The organism is Microbacterium sp. P03 (assembly GCF_043556235.1).
In the GTDB taxonomy this organism is placed as follows: Bacteria; Actinomycetota; Actinomycetes; order Actinomycetales; family Microbacteriaceae; genus Microbacterium.
In genome coordinates, this window is the sequence record NZ_JBIGIM010000003.1 from 173,202 (window position 1) to 189,763 (window position 16,562).

Here is a 16,562-nt window from a genome sequence, read left to right on the forward strand (position 1 = left end):
CCTGTGGCGCCTTGCCCGGCGCGGCACATCGTTCTGCAGAAGTCCGGGACGGGTCGCGCCGTCGAACCCCCACCGAACCCGGCCGCGAACACCGCGTAACGACCCCGCGTAGGCTCACCCCATGACGATCGACCTCGAAGCGCTGTACATCGACCTGCACCGGCATCCTGAGCTGTCGTTCCAGGAGACGCGGACGGCCGGCGTGATCGCTGCGCACCTCGCCGATCTCGGCATCGACTTCGAGGAGGGCATCGGCAAGACGGGCATCGCCGCGATCATCCGCAACCCGTCGGCGGACTCGGAGACGGGCGAAGGCCCCGTCGTCTGGCTGCGCGCCGACATGGACGCCCTGCCCGTGCCGGAGCAGACCGGCCTGCCGTACGCGAGCACCGCACGCGGCACCGATCCGGCCGGCAACGACGTGCCCGTCATGCACGCGTGCGGCCACGACATGCACGTGACGGCGATGCTGGGCGCGCTCGAGCACCTCGTGAACGCGAAGGACGAGTGGTCGGGCACCGTCGTGGCCGTCTTCCAGCCCGCGGAGGAGTACGGCGCCGGCGCCCAGGCGATGATCGCCGACGGCGTGATGGAGCGGTTCCCCACGCCCGACATCGTGCTCGGCCAGCACCTCACCCCGCTTCCCGCCGGATTGATCGGCGTGCGCCCCGGCACGCAGATGGCCGCCTCCGACGGGTTGACCGTCACCCTGCACGGCCGCGGCGGACACGGCTCGCGCCCGCACTCCACGATCGATCCCATCGTGATGGCCGCGGCGACCGTGATGCGCCTGCAGACGATCGTCTCTCGTGAGATCGACCCGCGCGACGTCGCGGTGGTCACCGTCGGATCGATCCACGCGGGCCTGAAGAACAACATCATCCCGGCGGAGGCGAAGCTCGAACTCAGCCTGCGATACCCCGACGACACGGCGCGCACGCGACTGCTCGCGAAGGTCGAGCGTGTCATCTTCGCGGAGGCGGACGCGTCGGGGGCGGAGCGGCCGCCGACGATCACGACCGACCACACCCTCCCGCCGACGATCAACGACGCCACCGCCACCGCGCGTCTCACCGAGTCCTTCGAGCGCGCCTTCGGCGAGGGCAGCGTCGTCGATCCCGGCATGTTCACCGGCAGCGAGGACGTCTCGTGGTTCGCCCGCGAGACCGGCGTGCCGTTGATCTACTGGTTCTGGGGCGGCGTCGATCCGCAGACGTACACGGATGCGGCCGCCGCCGGCACCATCGAACGCGACATCCCGACGAACCATTCGCCGTTCTTCGCGCCGGTGCTCCACCCGACCATCGAGCGCGGAGTCGAGAACCTCGTCGTCGCCGCCAAGGAGTTCTTGGGCGGCGCCGCGCGCTGAGCGTCCGACGCACTCCGGCCGCGCGACCCGTCCCGCTCAGCGGCGGGGAGTCCGGCCCGACGGTCGGGGGTCGTCACCCGACGCGCGCTCGAGGTCTTCGGCCGCCGACCAGCCCTGCGCAACATCCGGTCCGTCGAAGGCTCCGCGCGCGAACCGCATGCCGACGTCCTCGTGGGTGGCGCGCGGCGGCCCACCGCGACGCGTGGACGCGCGGGCGCTCCAGGCGTCGTCGGCGAACCCGCCCCCGCGGAACACCCGGTAATCGCCGTAGCGGGCCGGGTCGAGGAGGTCCCAGCACCACTCCCACACGTTGCCGAGCGTGTCGAAGAGCCCGTTCAGGTTCGGCAGCTTCCCCCCGACCTCCTGCGGCCGGCTCACCCCGTCGGCGCTCGTCCAGGCGATCTCGGCGAGCGGTCCGTAGTGAGGCTTGGTCGAGCCGGCCCGGCAGGCGTACTCCCACTCCGCCTCCGTCGGCAGACGATAGCCGTCGGAGTCCACGTGCCACGTGACCTGATCGCCGTCGTACGTGTACGCGGGGTCGAGGCCCTCCCACTCGGATGCCGCGTTGCACAACCGGATCGCCCGCAGCCAGCTGAGCTCGACCGCGGGCCGGCGTGGGTGCTCGGCGGCCTCGCCGAGCAGCTCGGCGACCTGCTCCTCGGTGACGGCGAACACGCCGATCGCGAACGGCTCGAGCCGGGCCGTGCGCCTCAGCGAGCGCCGCGCGTCGTGCAGCACCACCTCGCCCGCCGCGATGCCCTGCATGTCTATGTCGCGCACTGCGGAAGTATGGCATGCGACACGCAGAACACGATCCGGTGACGTGCCGCCTGCCAGATTGCGCTGATGTGCCGACAGGCGTAGTGTCGCGCGGCGTGACCAACGACAGCACGGAGCCGCTCGACGAGACTCCGATCGCGAAGCGACTCATCATCGGTGAGCCCCTCACGAGCGAAGCGCTCGACGAGCAGCTTCTGCCCAAGAAGATGGCGCTGCCGATCTTCGCGTCCGATGCACTGTCGTCCGTGGCCTACGCGCCGCAGGAACTGCTGATGATCCTGCTGATCGGCGGCCTCAGCTTCCTGGCGTTCAGCCCGTGGATCGCCGCGGCCGTCGTCTTCCTGCTCATCGTCGTGGTCGTCAGCTACCGGCAGCTCATCAAGGCGTACCCGTCGGGCGGCGGTGACTACGAGGTGGCATCGAAGAACCTCGGCGAAGTGCCCGCCGTGGTCGTGGCATCCGCTCTCCTCGTGGATTACGTGCTGACCGTGGCCGTGTCGGTGGCGTCGGGTGTCGACAACATCATCTCGGCGCTCCCGGGCCTGAACCCCCTGCGCGTCGAACTGGCCGTGGTCTTCATCATCATCATCGTCATCGTCAACCTGCGCGGCGTGCGCGAGGCGTCGCTCGTCTTCGCGATTCCGACGTACCTCTTCATCGGCTCGGTCGTCGTGATGATCGTGGTGGGCGTGATCCGCATGATCCTGGGCGACCCGCCCGTCGCGAGCAGCGCGCAGTACGCCGTGCAGGCGGAGAGCCTGAGTCAGGCAGCCGTCATCCTGCTGATCCTGCGCGCCTTCTCGAGCGGATGCTCCGCCCTGACCGGTGTCGAGGCCGTCTCGAACGGCGTGCCCGCGTTCCGCAAGCCCAAGGTGCGCAACGCCCAGACGACCCTCACGCTCATGGGCACCATCGCGATCGTGATGTTCGCCGGGCTCACGCTGCTGGCGCTCGTCTCGGGCGTGCACTACGCCGAGAACCCCTGTCACCTCATCGGCTTCGACTGCGCGAACAACCCGCAGCCGAGCCTCATGGCGCAGGTCGCCTCCGCGACGTTCGGCATGGGCTCGATCCCCTTCTACATCATCCAGGCCGCGACCGCCCTGGTGCTGCTGCTCGCGGCGAACACGGCGTTCAACGGCTTCCCGCTGCTGGGGTCGGTGCTCGCCCGCGACGGGTACGCACCGAAGGCGCTCAACACCCGCGGCGACCGGCTCGTCTACTCCAACGGCATGATCCTGCTCGGACTGGGCGCGATCCTGGTCGAGATCGTCTATCAGGCGAATCTGACGAACCTCATCCAGCTGTACATCATCGGGGTGTTCGTGTCCTTCTCCCTCGGCCAGATCGGCATGATCAGGCACTGGCGCCGCGGCCTGCGAGAGCTCCGCGCACTGCCGGAGGAGGCGAGGGCGCAGAAGTCCGCGCGCGCCGAGGAGTTCGAGCTGCGCAAGGGGCTCGTGATCAACTCCATCGGCGCGACGATGACCGTCGCCGTGCTGGTGATCGTGACGATCACCAAGTTCACGCACGGAGCCTGGCTGGTCTTCCTGGCGATCCCCGTGCTCGCAGTGCTCATGATCGGCGTGCACCGCTACTACCGCGACGTCGAGGCCGAGATCGAGCCCGACGACCAGACGCACTTCGGATCGGAGGGCGACGTGGCCCTCATCCTGGTGAACCGCCTCCAGAAGCCCGTGATCAAGGCCCTGGACTACGCGCTCGCCGCCAAGCACGAGAACACGTTCGCGATCCACGTCTCGGTCAACAAGGAGGAGACCGACCGGCTGCAGCAGCAGTGGATCGACCACCGGATCCCCGTGCAGCTGGTGATCATCGAGTCGCCGTACCGCACGTTCGCGGGCCCCGTGGCCGGCTTCATCAAGAAGTACCGCGAGAAGCACGGCTCTTCGGTGGTGACCGTCTACCTGCCGCAGTACATCGTGGGTCACTGGTGGGAGTCGGTGCTGCACAACCGGCGCGCACGGCGCATCGGCCAGCAGCTGATGATGATCCACGGCGTCTCGATCAACCTCGTCCCGTGGTTGCTGGATTCGACCGAGCTCATCTACGGCAGGCGGTCCCGCCCTCTGCCCGGCCAGGAGCGCAGCGGACAGATCCCCGTGGAATCGCCCGCACACGCGCGTCGGGTCTCGAGGCCGGCCGGTCCGCCCGAGACCGAGCGCACCGACACATCCGCCTGAGTCGCGGGGCCCGTCTCAGGCTTCGCGCACCTCGGGGATGCCGGCCAACGCGCAGACGGCGCCGATCACGAGCAGCACCGGAGCTGCGAGGATGCCGCACCAGAAGCTGCGCCCTACGGACCCGGTCGGCAGAAGCGCCGCCACGACGGCGATGGCCGTGAGCAGCACGCCCGCGACCGCCATGATCGGCTGACCGAAGACCGGAGCGAGCGGGAGGAAGTGGATGCCCACGATCGCGAGGATCAGAGGGGCGATGAGGTCGGACCGCTTCCTGCGGGCCGCCCAGAAAGCGAGCCCGGCGCAGAGGACGACCTCGACCCAGAACACCGTCAGGTAGACCGCGAACGCCCCGGTCGACGGGTCGATGGCCGTCGGCGAATCCCAGTGGCGGATGGCGACCGGGATCGTGATGCCCGCCAGGGCGGCGCCGGCGAGGCTGAAGAGACCGAGGATGACCCGCCAGGCGACCCGCGGCGGCGGCTTCTCCTGGGCCCATCCAGCCCAGACGAACGCGGCGACCCCGAAGATCGCGCCCGTCATCACGAGGTCGCGCGCGTAGCTGAGATCGAACACGGGTATCCCCTCGTCGGCCGTGCCGCCCACCCTATCCGCCCGTGTCCGCGGGCCGGGAGCATCCTCGCCGCGCGGAGTCCGTGAGCAAATCAGCGCACGCCGTATGGAAACCGTGAGGACGACGGATGCCGCATCCGTCCGGGTGTTGCATCGAGAAGTGCCCCACCGCGGGCACCCGCGCCACAGCAGTCGCGCGGCAGCAGTCCCGGCGATGCCGGATGTTACGGGAGTTCCTGTGCTCGATGTGATCTACCTCGCCGCGACGCTCGCGCTGTTCGCGATCGTCGCCCTCGTCGCGAGAGGCGTGGAGAAGCTGTGATCGTCTTCTCGATCCTCGCCGCCGTCCTCGCCGTGGGCGGCATCGCCTACCTCGTGGTCGCCCTCCTGAAGCCGGAGCGCTTCTGATGGCCGCGCCTCTGCCCGCCGACGCCGTCTGGTTCGGCGTCCTGCAGATCTCGGGCATCGTCCTCCTCCTGGTCCTGCTCTACCGTCCGCTCGGTGACTGGATCGCCCGCACCTACACGAGCGCGAAGCACTGGCGCGTCGAGCGCGGCACGTACCGTCTCGTCGGCGTCGACCCGCAGGCCGAGCAGACGTGGCGCGCCTACGCCCGCGGCGTGCTGGCGTTCTCGGTCGTGGGCGTGCTGTTCGTCTACGCGCTGCAGCGGGCCCAGGCCGTGCTGCCCTACTCACTGGGCCTCCCCGCCGTGCCCGAGGGCCTCGCCTTCAACACCGCGGTCTCGTTCGTGACGAACACGAACTGGCAGTCCTACTCCCCCGAGCTGACGCTGGGCTACACCGTGCAGCTCGCCGGACTCGCCGTGCAGAACTTCGTCTCGGCCTCCGTCGGCATCGCCGTCGCGATCGCCGTGGTCCGCGGCTTCGCGCGCCACGGGTCGGCGACGATCGGCAACTTCTGGGTCGACCTCGTGCGCGGCATCACCCGCATCCTGCTCCCCCTCGCGATCATCTCGGCGATCGCGTTGCTGGCGGCCGGCGTCGTGCAGAACTTCGCCGGCTTCACCGACGTGAGCACGCTCACGGGCGGTTCGCAGTCGATCCCGGGCGGCCCGGTGGCTTCGCAGGAGGCGATCAAGGAGCTCGGCACGAACGGCGGCGGATTCTTCAACGTCAATTCCGCGCACCCGTTCGAGAACCCCGCACCGTGGACGAACGCGGTCGAGATCCTGCTGCTGCTCGCGATCCCGTTCGCGATGCCGCGCGCCTTCGGCAGGATGGTCGGCGACAACCGCCAGGGCTACGCGATCGTCGCGGTCATGGCCACGATCTTCCTCGTCACGATCACCGCCGGCGTCTGGCTCGAGTCGCTCGGGCAGGGCACCGCCCCCCAGCTCGCCGGTGCGCCGATGGAAGGCAAGGAGCAGCGCTTCGGCATCGTCGGATCCGCGCTGTTCGCCGGGGCGACGACCCTCACCTCGACGGGTGCGGTCAACTCGATGCACGACTCCTACACGGCGCTCGGCGGAATGATGCCGATGATCAACATGATGCTCGGCGAGGTCGCCCCCGGCGGCGTCGGATCGGGCCTGTACGGAATGCTCGTGCTGGCGATCATCGCGGTGTTCGTCGGCGGTCTGCTGGTGGGACGCACCCCCGAGTACCTCGGCAAGAAGATCGGACCCCGCGAGATCAAGCTCGCGAGCCTCTACATCCTCGTGACGCCGACCCTCGTGCTCGTGGGCACCGCACTCAGCTTCGCGATCCCGCCCGTGCGCGCCGACATCGAGAGCACCTCGATCTGGAACCCCGGCATCCACGGGTTGAGCGAAGTGCTCTACGCCTTCACGTCGGCGGCCAACAACAACGGCTCGGCGTTCGCGGGGCTCACGGCCAACACGCCGTGGCTCAACACCGCGCTCGGCGTCGCGATGCTGCTCGGCCGGTTCGTGCCGATCGTGCTGGCCCTCGGGCTGGCGGGCTCCCTCGCCGCCCAGCAGAAGATGCCGACCAACGTCGGCACGCTGCCCACCCACCGCCCGCAGTTCGTCGGCCTCCTGGTCGTCGTGGCGGTCATCATCACCGCTCTCACCTACTTCCCGGTGCTCACACTGGGTCCCCTGGCGGAAGGCCTCGTCTGACATGTCCGTGCTCATCAACTCCACTCCCGAGGCGACCCGGCCCGCGCCGGTCCGCGCGTTCGGCGCACGCCAGCTCTGGCAGGCGCTCCCGGGTGCTCTGCGCAAGCTCAACCCCGCCGCGCTCTGGCGCAACCCCGTCATGTTCCTCGTCTGGGTCGGCGCAGCCCTCACCACGGTGATCGCGGTCGCCGAGCCGTTCCTCGGCGGGCCCGAGACGTCGGGCGGAGCATCCGTGCCCGCGGGCTTCACCTGGGGCATCGCGATCTGGCTGTGGCTGACGGTCGTCTTCGCCAACCTCGCCGAATCGGTGGCCGAGGGCCGCGGCAAGGCGCAGGCCGCGAGCCTGCGCAAGACCCGCACCAGCACGATGGCGCGTCGCGTCTCCTCCTACGACGAGGGGACGGATGCTGCCGCCGATGCCTCGGCCATCGAAGAGGTGTCGTCGGCCGACCTCCGCCTCGGCGACGTCGTCATCGTGACCGCCGGCGAGCTCATCCCCGGTGACGGCGACATCGTCTCGGGCATCGCCACGGTCGACGAATCGGCGATCACCGGCGAGTCCGCGCCGGTCGTGCGCGAATCGGGGGGCGACCGCAGCGCGGTCACCGGCGGCACCCGCGTGCTGTCGGACCGCATCGTGGTGCGCATCACCTCGAAGCCCGGCGAGACCTTCGTCGACCGGATGATCGCGCTCGTCGAGGGTGCGAGCCGGCAGAAGACACCGAATGAGATCGCGCTGAACATCCTGCTCGCGAGCCTGTCGATCGTCTTCCTCGTGGTCGTGCTGACGCTGAACCCGATCGCCTCGTACGCGGCCTCGCCGGTCAGCATCCCCGTGCTGATCGCCCTGCTGGTGTGCCTCATCCCCACCACGATCGGCGCCCTGCTGTCGGCCATCGGCATCGCCGGCATGGACCGTCTCGTGCAGCGCAACGTGCTGGCGATGTCGGGCCGCGCGGTCGAGGCCGCCGGCGACGTCACGACCCTGCTGCTCGACAAGACGGGCACGATCACGTACGGCAACCGTCGGGCGACCGACTTCGTGCGCCTCGACGGTGTCGGCGAAGACGAACTGGCCCGCGCCGCGGCGCTCTCGTCCCTGGCCGACCCCACCCCCGAGGGCACGTCGGTCGTCGAACTGGCCGCCTCGCGCGGCATCGTCCCCGAGCGCATCCCCGGCGCCGTCTTCGTGCCGTTCACCGCGCAGACCCGCATGAGCGGACTCGATCTGCCGGACGGCACCCAGGTGCGCAAGGGTGCCGGCTCGGCGGTCGCCGCCTGGCTCGAGGCATCCGGTGTCACCCTCGCCCCCGCCACGCGCGCCCAGGTGGCGACCGAGACCGAGGCCATCGCGCAGAGCGGCGGCACGCCGCTCGTCGTCGCGACCCTGGCCGCGAACGGAGAAGGCCGGGTGCTCGGGGTGATCCACCTCAAGGACGTCGTCAAAGAGGGACTGCGCGAACGATTCGCAGAGCTCCGCAGCATGGGCATCCGCACGGTGATGATCACGGGCGACAACCCGCTCACCGCCAAGGCGATCGCCGCCGAGGCGGGCGTCGACGATTATCTCGCCGAAGCCACCCCCGAAGACAAGCTGGCCCTCATCGCCCGCGAGCAGGAGGGCGGCAATCTCGTCGCCATGACCGGAGACGGCACGAACGACGCGCCCGCCCTCGCGCAGGCCGACGTCGGCGTCGCCATGAACACGGGCACATCGGCCGCGAAGGAGGCCGGCAACATGGTCGACCTCGACAGCGACCCGACCAAGCTGATCGACATCGTGCGCATCGGCAAGCAGCTGCTCATCACGCGCGGCGCCCTCACCACCTTCTCGTTGGCCAACGACATCGCGAAGTACTTCGCGATCATCCCCGCGATGTTCATGGCGGTCTTCCCCGGGCTCGCGGCGCTGAACATCATGCAGCTGCACTCGCCCGCATCGGCGGTGACGAGCGCGATCATCTTCAACGCGATCGTGATCGTCGTCCTGATCCCCCTCGCCCTCCGCGGAGTCAAATACCGCGCGGCGAGCGCGTCGCAGATCCTCAGCCGCAACCTGCTCGTCTACGGTCTCGGCGGAGTGATCGCCCCCTTCATCGGCATCAAGCTCATCGACCTCGTCGTGAGTCTCATCCCGGGCTTCTGACCCGGTCAGCAAGGAGAAACACCATGTCCACCGCACGCGCCACCCTGCGCACCACCGGCGTCGCCATCCGCGCCATGCTCGTCTTCACGCTCGTGCTCGGCGTCGGCTACACGCTGCTGATCACGGCCATCGGCCAGCTCGCCCTGCCCTGGCAGGCGAACGGCTCGCTGATCACCACCTCGGCAGGCACCGCGACCGGTTCCGCCCTGATCGGCCAGTCGTTCGTCGACGCCGACGGCACCCCGCTCCCCGAGTACTTCCAGTCGCGTCCCTCGGCCGCGGGCGACGGCTACGACGGCGGCGCCTCCAGCGGCAGCAACCTCGGCCCCGAGAACGCCGACCTCATCGCCTCGATCAGCGAGCGACGCGATGCGATCGCCGCGTTCGAGGGCGTCGACCCCGCGGCCGTGCCCCCCGATGCCCTGACGGCTTCCGCATCGGGTCTCGATCCCGACATCAGCCCCGCCTACGCGCGGCTGCAGGTCGAGCGCGTCGCCGAGGCGCGCGGGCTCCCCGTCGCAGAGGTCCGCGATCTCGTGGAGTCTAGGATTCAGGCGAGAGATCTCGGGTTCCTCGGCGAACCCCGCGTGAACGTGCTGCAGCTGAACCTGGCGCTCGACGCCCTGCAGGGCTGAGCGCGCGGCGCGCGGATCCACGGAAGGCGGGGAGATGAAGCGGGGGCGGCTGCGGGTGCTGCTGGGGGCGGCCCCCGGCGTCGGCAAGACCTACGAGATGCTCGAGGAGGGGCGTCGCCTGCGGGGGGACGGCCGCGACGTCGTCATCGCGATCGTCGAGACCCACGGGCGAGCCGCCACCCAGAGTCAGACCGAAGGCCTCCCGGAGGTGCCGCGCAGGCGGGTCCAGCATCGCGGCGTGGAGCTCAGCGAGATGGACCTCGAGGCGGTGCTGGCCCGCGCCCCACAGATCGCCCTCGTCGATGAGTTCGCGCACACGAACGCCCCGGGCGGCCTGCACGACAAGCGGTGGCAGGACGTCGAGACGCTCCGGGATGCCGGCATCGACGTCATCACGACCGTCAACGTGCAGCACATCGAGTCGTTGAACGAGGTGGTCGAGCAGATCACCGGTATCGCGCAGCGCGAGACCGTCCCCGACGCGGTCGTGCGCGACGCCGATCAGATCGAGGTCGTGGACCTCGCCCCCCAGTCCCTGCGCGACCGCCTCGGGGCGGGCCTGGTCTACCCGGCGGAGCGCATCGACGCCGCGCTGTCGAACTACTTCCGGCTGGGGAACCTCACCGCCCTGCGCGAGCTCGCCCTCCTGTGGCTGGCCGACGAGGTCGACAGCGCCCTGAAGACCTACCGCGCCGAGCACCGGATCGACGGCACGTGGCGGGCCCGCGAGCGTGTGGTCGTCGCACTCACGGGCGGCCCCGAGGGCGAGACCCTGCTGCGCCGCGGTGCGCGCATCGCCGCTCGCGCGGCCGGCGGCGAGCTGCTGGCGGTGCACGTGTCCACGCAGGACGGTCTGCGCTCGGCCGCGCCCGGTGCGCTCGCCGCCCAGCGCACGCTCGTCGAGACGCTCGGCGGCACGTGGCATCAAGTGGTCGGCGACGACGTCTCCCGCACCCTCGTGGAGTTCGCCCGCAGCGTCGACGCGACCCAGCTGGTGATCGGCGTCAGCCGGCGCGGACGCCTCGCCGCCGCACTGACCGGACCGGGCATCGGCTCCACCGTCGTCCGCGAGTCGGGCGACATCGACGTGCACATCGTCACCCACGCCGCCGCGGGCGGCCGCTTCGCGCTGCCGCGGGTCACGGGCGGCGCGCTCAGCCGCACCCGCCGCGTCCTCGGATTCGTGCTGGCGCTCGTGGGTGGACCGCTGCTGTCCTGGCTGCTCGTCGCGCTGCGCAGCGAGGCATCCATCACCTCCGACGTGCTCGCGTACCAGCTGCTCGTCGTCGTCGTCGCGCTCGTCGGCGGCATCTGGCCCGCCCTCTTCGCGGCCGTGCTGTCGGGCATCACGCTCGACTTCCTGTTCGTCGCGCCGCTGTACGCGGTGACCATCGCCGATCCGCTCCATGCCCTCGCGCTGAGCCTGTACGTCGTGATCGCGATCCTGGTCAGCTGGATCGTCGACCAGGCCGCGCGACGCACCCGGGCCGCCCGGCGCTCGGCCGCCGAGTCCGAGTTGATCGCCGTGGTCGCCGGCAGCGTCCTGCGGGGCGAGTCCGCGCTGCCCGCGCTCATCGGTCGCACGCGCGAGGCGTTCGCCATGACCGGGGTGCGCCTGATCGGACCCGACGGCGAGGTGCTCGCCACCGACGGCGAACCCGTGCCCGATGGACGCGTGATCCGGCTGCCGGTCGGTACGGCGGTACAACCTCGCGCCACGCTCGAACTGCACGGCGGTGAGTTGGATGCTTCGGAGCGGCGCCTGCTCGACGTGATCGTCGCGCAGCTCGCCGGCGCCCTCGAGCACACCGCATTGAGCGAGACCGCGCGGCAGGCCGCCGTACTCGCCGAGACCGATCACGTCCGTACGGCGCTGCTGTCGGCCGTCAGCCATGACCTGCGCCGCCCGCTCGCCGCGGCGGTCGCCGCCGTCGGCGGACTTCGCGCGAGCGGCGACGCGCTCTCGCCCGACGATCGCTCCGAACTGCTCGCGACCGCCGATGAGAGCCTCGCCGCCCTCAGCGCCCTGATGACCGACCTGCTGGACGTCAGTCGCATCGAAGCGGGCGTCCTGGCGGTGTCGCTCGTCGCGACCGATGCCACCGACGTCATCCTGAGCGCCGCCGACGAACTCGGGATCGGCCCCGACGAAGCGGAGCTCGACCTCGATCCGACGCTCCCGGCGCTCCGCGCCGACCCCGTGCTGCTGCAGCGCGTGCTCGTGAACGTCCTCGCCAATGCGCAGCGCTACACCCCGGACGGAACGCGAGTGCGGGTGGCGACCAGCCGACTGGGCGATGTCGCCGAGATCCGCGTCGTCGACCACGGTCCGGGTGTCGACGCCGACCGGCGCGAAGACATCTTCGCTCCGTTCCATCGCCTCGGCGACACCGACAACAGCACAGGACTCGGCTTGGGCCTCGCCCTCTCGAAGGGGTTCATGGACGGTATGGGCGGTCACCTCACGATCGAGGACACCCCCGGCGGCGGCCTCACCATGGTGCTCGCGCTCCCCGTCATCACTGCGACGAGCATGCCCGCCCCCATTCCGCAGGACGAGGCATCCGTCGTCCGTCCTCTTGGACGTGCCTCATGAAGGTGCTCATCGCCGACGACGATCCGCAGCTGGTACGTGCGCTGCGCATCACTCTCGCCGCGCACGGCTACGACGTGGTCGCGGCCGCCGACGGGGCCGCGGCCATCACCCTCGCCGCGCAGGCGCACCCCGACATCGTGCTGCTCGATCTGGGCATGCCGCACCTCGACGGCGTGCAGGTGATCGAGGCGCTCCGCGGCTGGACGACGGCGCCGATCATCGTGGTGTCGGGCCGCACGGGCTCGGCAGACAAGGTCGAGGCGCTCGACGCGGGGGCCGACGACTACGTCACCAAGCCGTTCCAGATCGACGAGCTGCTGGCGCGTCTGCGGGCCCTCGGGCGCCGGAGCGTTCCGGGCGCCGCCGAGCCGGTGGTCAGCTGGGGCGATGTCACCATCGACCTGGCCGCGCGCGACGTCACCCGCGGCGGCGAGCGCGTGCACCTCACCCCCACCGAGTGGCGGATGATCGAGTATCTCGCCCGCCACCCCGGCGTCCTCGTCACGCGCCAGACCCTGCTGAAGGAGATCTGGGCGAGCGAACAGGTCAGCGACTCCGGCTATCTGCGGCTGTACATGTCGCAGCTGCGCAAGAAGCTCGAGGTCGACCCCTCCCGGCCCGTGCACCTGCTCACCGAGTCGGGGATGGGCTACCGGCTCGTCATCGACCCGGCGCAGCATCCGCCGCGGGAGTAGAGCGCGAGCGAGCCGTCCCGCGCCCGCGCACCAGACGATCGATCCACACGGCGAGCCACACGCCGCCGAGGCCGAGCGCGATCACGGTTCCCTCGATGATCAGCGTGTAGGCGCCCGACGTGAACGCACGGTCGATCAGGATCCGGCTGATCACCGGCGGGATGAACGCCAACAGCACGACGACGAAGGCGAGCGGATGCCGCGCCCGCACGAGGAGCCACCCGGTGAGTGCCACGAGCAGCGTCACGAACCCCTGGTTGGTGAGCACGGTCCAGAGCGCTTCGGGCTGATCGATGTTGCCGACGCCGCGCTCGATGCCGATCACGGCCCAGAGGAACAGCGCCACCGAGGTGGTGGTGACCGCCGCGAGCCGCCGCGCGCCACTCGCCGGGATGAGCACGAACGAGCCCACGAACAGGAGGTAGATCAGCACGAACTCGACGAAGTCGACGAGGGGCACGTCGGTGCCGAGCGCCCCCGCGTAATTCGATGCCTGGATGAACGCGTTGAAGTCGGTCGAGATGCAGAGGTAGGCGGCGAACGCCACCCCGATCAGCGCAGCCCCGTAGCGGGCGTTGCGGTCGAAGGCGAGGTGCTCGGACATGGGACCGACCCTAGTGGCCGGATGATCCCGCCGCCGCCCTCGGGTGCCCGGCGGGCCGATAGACTGCGGCTCTCCGAGAGATGAAGCCCGGCGTGCACCCGCCACGGGCCGCCGACGACAGGAGACGAGGGTGGACGAGAACGCACCGGCCGCGCCGAGCGGCTCCGATGCTCCCCGCAGCAATTCCCGGCGCGACTTCCTCCGCCGATTCGGCATCGGAGCGGCGGGAGTGGCGATCGGCGGGTCTGCGGGCGCGGCCATCACGGCCGCGGCCACCGCGCATCCGCCCGAGTTCGACCCGCTGCCGCTGCGCAACACACCCGGCTTCGACCACATCGTCGTGCTCATGTTCGAGAACCGCAGCTTCGACAACATGCTGGGCAACCTCTACACCGCAGCCGAGAAGAACATCGACCAGTTCGACGGCCTGCTGCAGGGGCAGTACTCCAATCCGGGCCTCGACGGGGAGGCAGTGCCCGCCTACATCTACGAGGGCCCGACCGACGCGATCATGCAGTCGCCGCAGCCCGACCCCGGCGAGCACTACCCGCACGTCAACACGCAGCTCTTCGGCACCGTCGACCCGCCGGGCAACGCGAACATCCGCAAGAACGGGCAGACATCGCCCTTCAACACCCCGCCGGCGGGCGCGACCCCCGACATGTCGGGGTTCGTGAAGGACTTCGCGATCAACTTCCGGCGGGAGAAGGGGCGCAAGCCCACCGCCGAGGAGTACCGGGTCGCGATGGGCGGCTTCAGCCCGGCCATGATGCCGGTGCTCTCCAGCCTGGCACGCGAGTTCGGCGTCTACGACCGGTGGTTCGCCGGCGTGCCGTCGCAGACCTTCTGCAATCGGCTGTTCTTCCACGCCTCCACATCGAACGGCTACGTCACGAACCACGGCGGCGACAGCTACTACAAGTGGATCAACGGCCCTGCCGCTCCCACGATCTTCAATCGGCTCGAAGAGGCCGGCATCCCCTGGCGCATCTACTACGACGGCTCGCAGCTGGTCTCGCTGACGGGCATGCTGCACGCGCCCGTGCTGCAGCAGTACTGGAAGACCCACTTCCGCGAGATGGGGCAGTTCTACACGGATGCCGAGAACGGCGATCTGCCCGCGTACTCGTTCATCGAACCGCGCATGGTGTTCAACCACAACGACATGCACCCGCCGTGGGGCGAGACCGTGCACGAGACCGACATCAAGGTCGGCGGCGAGACGCTCGCCGTCTACAACAGCGCGCTGTCCGACGTACGCGCCGGCGACGCCTTGGTGCAGCAGGTGTACGACGCCATCCGCACGAGTCGCTCCGTCAAGGGATCCAACGCGATGAACACCGCGCTGATGATCACGTTCGACGAGCACGGCGGCACCTACGACCACGTGCCCCCGCCGTCGGCCACTCCCCCCGACCGCAGCGGCCCCGGCGAGATGGGCTTCACCTTCGATCGACTCGGATGCCGCGTCCCCTCGATCATCGTCAGCGCGTACACCGCGAAGAACACCGTGATCCATGACGAGATGCACCACGGGTCGGTCATCAACACCCTGTGCCGGCAGCACGGCCTCAAGCCGCTGACGCTCCGCGACCAGAGCGCGAACCCGATCTTCAACGCGGTGAACCTCACCCAGCCCCGGCAGCCCTACACGTGGCCGCAGCCGACGGCGCTGTACGTGCCGACCAACCCCGAGGAGCAGGATGCCTCGGCATCCGCCCACAAGCACAAGGCACGTCCGCTGACCGCGCCCGCTCGGGGTCTGATGGGCCTCCTTCTCGCGCGCTTCAGCCCCGGGGGCAAGGCACCCACGTCCTACGGGGAGGCCTACGAGGCGATCTATCGCTACGGGAACGGACTGTTCGGCACCTTCGACGCTCCGAAGTAGCGCCGCGGTCCGGCGGCCGGGTCAGCCCAGGCCCGAGCGGTCCTCCTCGTGTGCGGCGCCCGACACCGGCTTGCGCGAAAGGCCGACAGAACCGGCATCCGTCCCCTTCGACAGCGCCGCGTCCACCGCCACTGACTCGTCGACGTCCGGATATTGCGGCCGCAGCTGCACCGCCTGCAGCCGCTTGTGCTCACGCTTGGCCTTGCGGGCCGAGTACGTGAGATTGAGGGCCTCGACGAGGATCGCGAACGCCATCGGCGCGTAGATGAGCGCCTTGTCGATCTTCACCCCGAACCCCTCGGCGATGAGGAACACGCCGATCAGCAGGAGGAACGACAGCGCGAGCATCTTCACCGTCGGGTGCTTGTTGACGAAGGTGAAGATGAAGCGCGAGGCGAACAGCATGATGCCGAACGACAGGACGACCACCGTGATGATGACGAGGAGGTTCTCGGTCATGCCGACGGCCGTGATGACCGAGTCGAGCGAGAAGACGATGTCGAGCAGCAGGATCTGCGAGATGACCGAGGCGAACGTGACCTGCGCGACCTTCGTTCCCGGCCCGTGATCCTCCTCGGCACCCTCGAGCTTGTGGTGGATCTCGGTGACCGCCTTGTAGACGAGGAACAGTCCACCGGCGATCAGGATGAAGTCCTTCCAGGAGAACCCCATGCCGAACAGGACCACGACGTCCTCTTTCAGCGTGATGATCCAGCCGGCGAAGAACACCAGGATCACGCGGATCAGCATCGCGAGCGTCAGGCCGAGGTTGCGGGCCTTCGCCTGCTGCTCCTTGGGGAGCTTGCTGGCGAGGATCGAGATGAAGATGACGTTGTCGACGCCCAGCACGATCTCCAGGACGAAGAGCGTCAGGAACACGGCGATCAGGTCGGGGGTGAAAGCGAAGGAGAAGTCCACGGCGCCATGCTAAGGCGTCGGGGCCCGCGGGGGGTGCCCGCCCGCCGTTCAGACG

13 protein-coding genes are annotated in these 16,562 nt (G+C 69.7%); 9 read left to right on the forward strand and 4 right to left on the reverse strand.

The features are described from left to right. Nucleotides 1–121: 121 nt before the first annotated feature. Nucleotides 122–1,369 (forward strand): amidohydrolase, encoded by a 1,248-nt coding sequence (locus ACFXOO_RS10435; RefSeq protein WP_378852611.1) that lies wholly within the window; start codon nt 122–124, stop codon nt 1,367–1,369. Between the two features lie 36 nt (nt 1,370–1,405). Here the strand turns inward: ACFXOO_RS10435 and ACFXOO_RS10440 are convergent, their stop codons facing one another. After that, nucleotides 1,406–2,134 (reverse strand): formylglycine-generating enzyme family protein, encoded by a 729-nt coding sequence (locus ACFXOO_RS10440; protein ID WP_394563596.1) that lies wholly within the window; start codon nt 2,132–2,134, stop codon nt 1,406–1,408. A 110-nt stretch (nt 2,135–2,244) separates the two neighbouring features. Between ACFXOO_RS10440 and ACFXOO_RS10445 the strand changes: the two genes are divergently transcribed. Next, nucleotides 2,245–4,353, forward strand: coding sequence for an APC family permease (locus ACFXOO_RS10445; protein WP_378842377.1), 2,109 nt, complete (start codon nt 2,245–2,247; stop codon nt 4,351–4,353). Between the two features lie 15 nt (nt 4,354–4,368). Here the strand turns inward: ACFXOO_RS10445 and ACFXOO_RS10450 are convergent, their stop codons facing one another. Continuing rightward, entirely contained in the window at nt 4,369–4,926 is a 558-nt protein-coding gene (locus ACFXOO_RS10450; RefSeq protein ID WP_394563475.1) for a hypothetical protein, read from the reverse strand. Between the two features lie 315 nt (nt 4,927–5,241). Here ACFXOO_RS10450 and kdpF point away from each other — a divergent pair, with 315 nt between their 5' ends. Genes kdpF through ACFXOO_RS10480 form a run of 6 tightly spaced genes read left to right on the forward strand, consistent with a single transcriptional unit; the run spans nt 5,242 to nt 13,097 of the window. Further along, nucleotides 5,242–5,331 carry a K(+)-transporting ATPase subunit F gene (gene kdpF / locus ACFXOO_RS10455; protein WP_378842374.1) on the forward strand — a complete coding sequence of 30 codons (90 nt, stop codon included), beginning with the start codon at nt 5,242–5,244 and terminating at the stop codon, nt 5,329–5,331. Further along, the gene (kdpA, locus tag ACFXOO_RS10460; RefSeq protein ID WP_394563476.1) at nt 5,331–7,025 is read left to right on the forward strand and encodes a potassium-transporting ATPase subunit KdpA; all 1,695 of its coding nucleotides are present in this window, start codon (nt 5,331–5,333) and stop codon (nt 7,023–7,025) included. The genes kdpF and kdpA overlap by 1 nt, the downstream gene beginning before the upstream one ends. 1 nt (nt 7,026) lies before the next feature. Then, a complete protein-coding gene (gene kdpB / locus ACFXOO_RS10465; protein WP_394563477.1) occupies nt 7,027–9,171 on the forward strand; it encodes a potassium-transporting ATPase subunit KdpB in 2,145 nt (714 codons plus the stop codon). A gap of 23 nt (nt 9,172–9,194) precedes the next feature. Further along, nucleotides 9,195–9,806, forward strand: coding sequence for a potassium-transporting ATPase subunit KdpC (kdpC, locus tag ACFXOO_RS10470; protein WP_394563478.1), 612 nt, complete (start codon nt 9,195–9,197; stop codon nt 9,804–9,806). 34 nt (nt 9,807–9,840) lie between these two features. Further along, nucleotides 9,841–12,402, forward strand: coding sequence for an ATP-binding protein (locus ACFXOO_RS10475; RefSeq protein ID WP_394563479.1), 2,562 nt, complete (start codon nt 9,841–9,843; stop codon nt 12,400–12,402). Then, a complete protein-coding gene (locus ACFXOO_RS10480; protein WP_394563480.1) occupies nt 12,399–13,097 on the forward strand; it encodes a response regulator in 699 nt (232 codons plus the stop codon). Before ACFXOO_RS10475 ends, ACFXOO_RS10480 begins: the two co-directional genes overlap by 4 nt. On the opposite strand, the gene ACFXOO_RS10485 is transcribed toward ACFXOO_RS10480, so the two are convergent. Further along, nucleotides 13,063–13,701, reverse strand: a complete 639-nt coding sequence (locus ACFXOO_RS10485) for a hypothetical protein (RefSeq protein WP_378842362.1) — start codon at nt 13,699–13,701, stop codon at nt 13,063–13,065. The genes ACFXOO_RS10480 and ACFXOO_RS10485 overlap by 35 nt on opposite strands. A gap of 130 nt (nt 13,702–13,831) precedes the next feature. Here ACFXOO_RS10485 and ACFXOO_RS10490 point away from each other — a divergent pair, with 130 nt between their 5' ends. Continuing rightward, entirely contained in the window at nt 13,832–15,589 is a 1,758-nt protein-coding gene (locus ACFXOO_RS10490; protein ID WP_378842360.1) for an alkaline phosphatase family protein, read from the forward strand. Between the two features lie 21 nt (nt 15,590–15,610). Here the strand turns inward: ACFXOO_RS10490 and ACFXOO_RS10495 are convergent, their stop codons facing one another. Beyond that, on the reverse strand, nt 15,611–16,507 hold the full coding sequence (locus tag ACFXOO_RS10495; protein ID WP_394563481.1) for a TerC family protein: 897 nt from the start codon (nt 16,505–16,507) through the stop codon (nt 15,611–15,613). Nucleotides 16,508–16,562 lie beyond the last annotated feature (55 nt).

What these genes read in the sequence shown, in the direction of transcription:
- ACFXOO_RS10440 (WP_394563596.1), bottom strand. Translation starts at nt 2,134, where the DNA reads ATGCAGGGCATCGCGGCGGGCGAGGTGGTGCTGCACGACGCGCGGCGC.
- ACFXOO_RS10485 (WP_378842362.1), bottom strand. Translation starts at nt 13,701, where the DNA reads ATGTCCGAGCACCTCGCCTTCGACCGCAACGCCCGCTACGGGGCTGCG.
- kdpB (WP_394563477.1), top strand. Translation starts at nt 7,027, where the DNA reads ATGTCCGTGCTCATCAACTCCACTCCCGAGGCGACCCGGCCCGCGCCG.
- ACFXOO_RS10435 (WP_378852611.1), top strand. Translation starts at nt 122, where the DNA reads ATGACGATCGACCTCGAAGCGCTGTACATCGACCTGCACCGGCATCCT.
- kdpA (WP_394563476.1), top strand. Translation starts at nt 5,331, where the DNA reads ATGGCCGCGCCTCTGCCCGCCGACGCCGTCTGGTTCGGCGTCCTGCAG.
- ACFXOO_RS10480 (WP_394563480.1), top strand. Translation starts at nt 12,399, where the DNA reads ATGAAGGTGCTCATCGCCGACGACGATCCGCAGCTGGTACGTGCGCTG.
- ACFXOO_RS10475 (WP_394563479.1), top strand. Translation starts at nt 9,841, where the DNA reads ATGAAGCGGGGGCGGCTGCGGGTGCTGCTGGGGGCGGCCCCCGGCGTC.
- kdpC (WP_394563478.1), top strand. Translation starts at nt 9,195, where the DNA reads ATGTCCACCGCACGCGCCACCCTGCGCACCACCGGCGTCGCCATCCGC.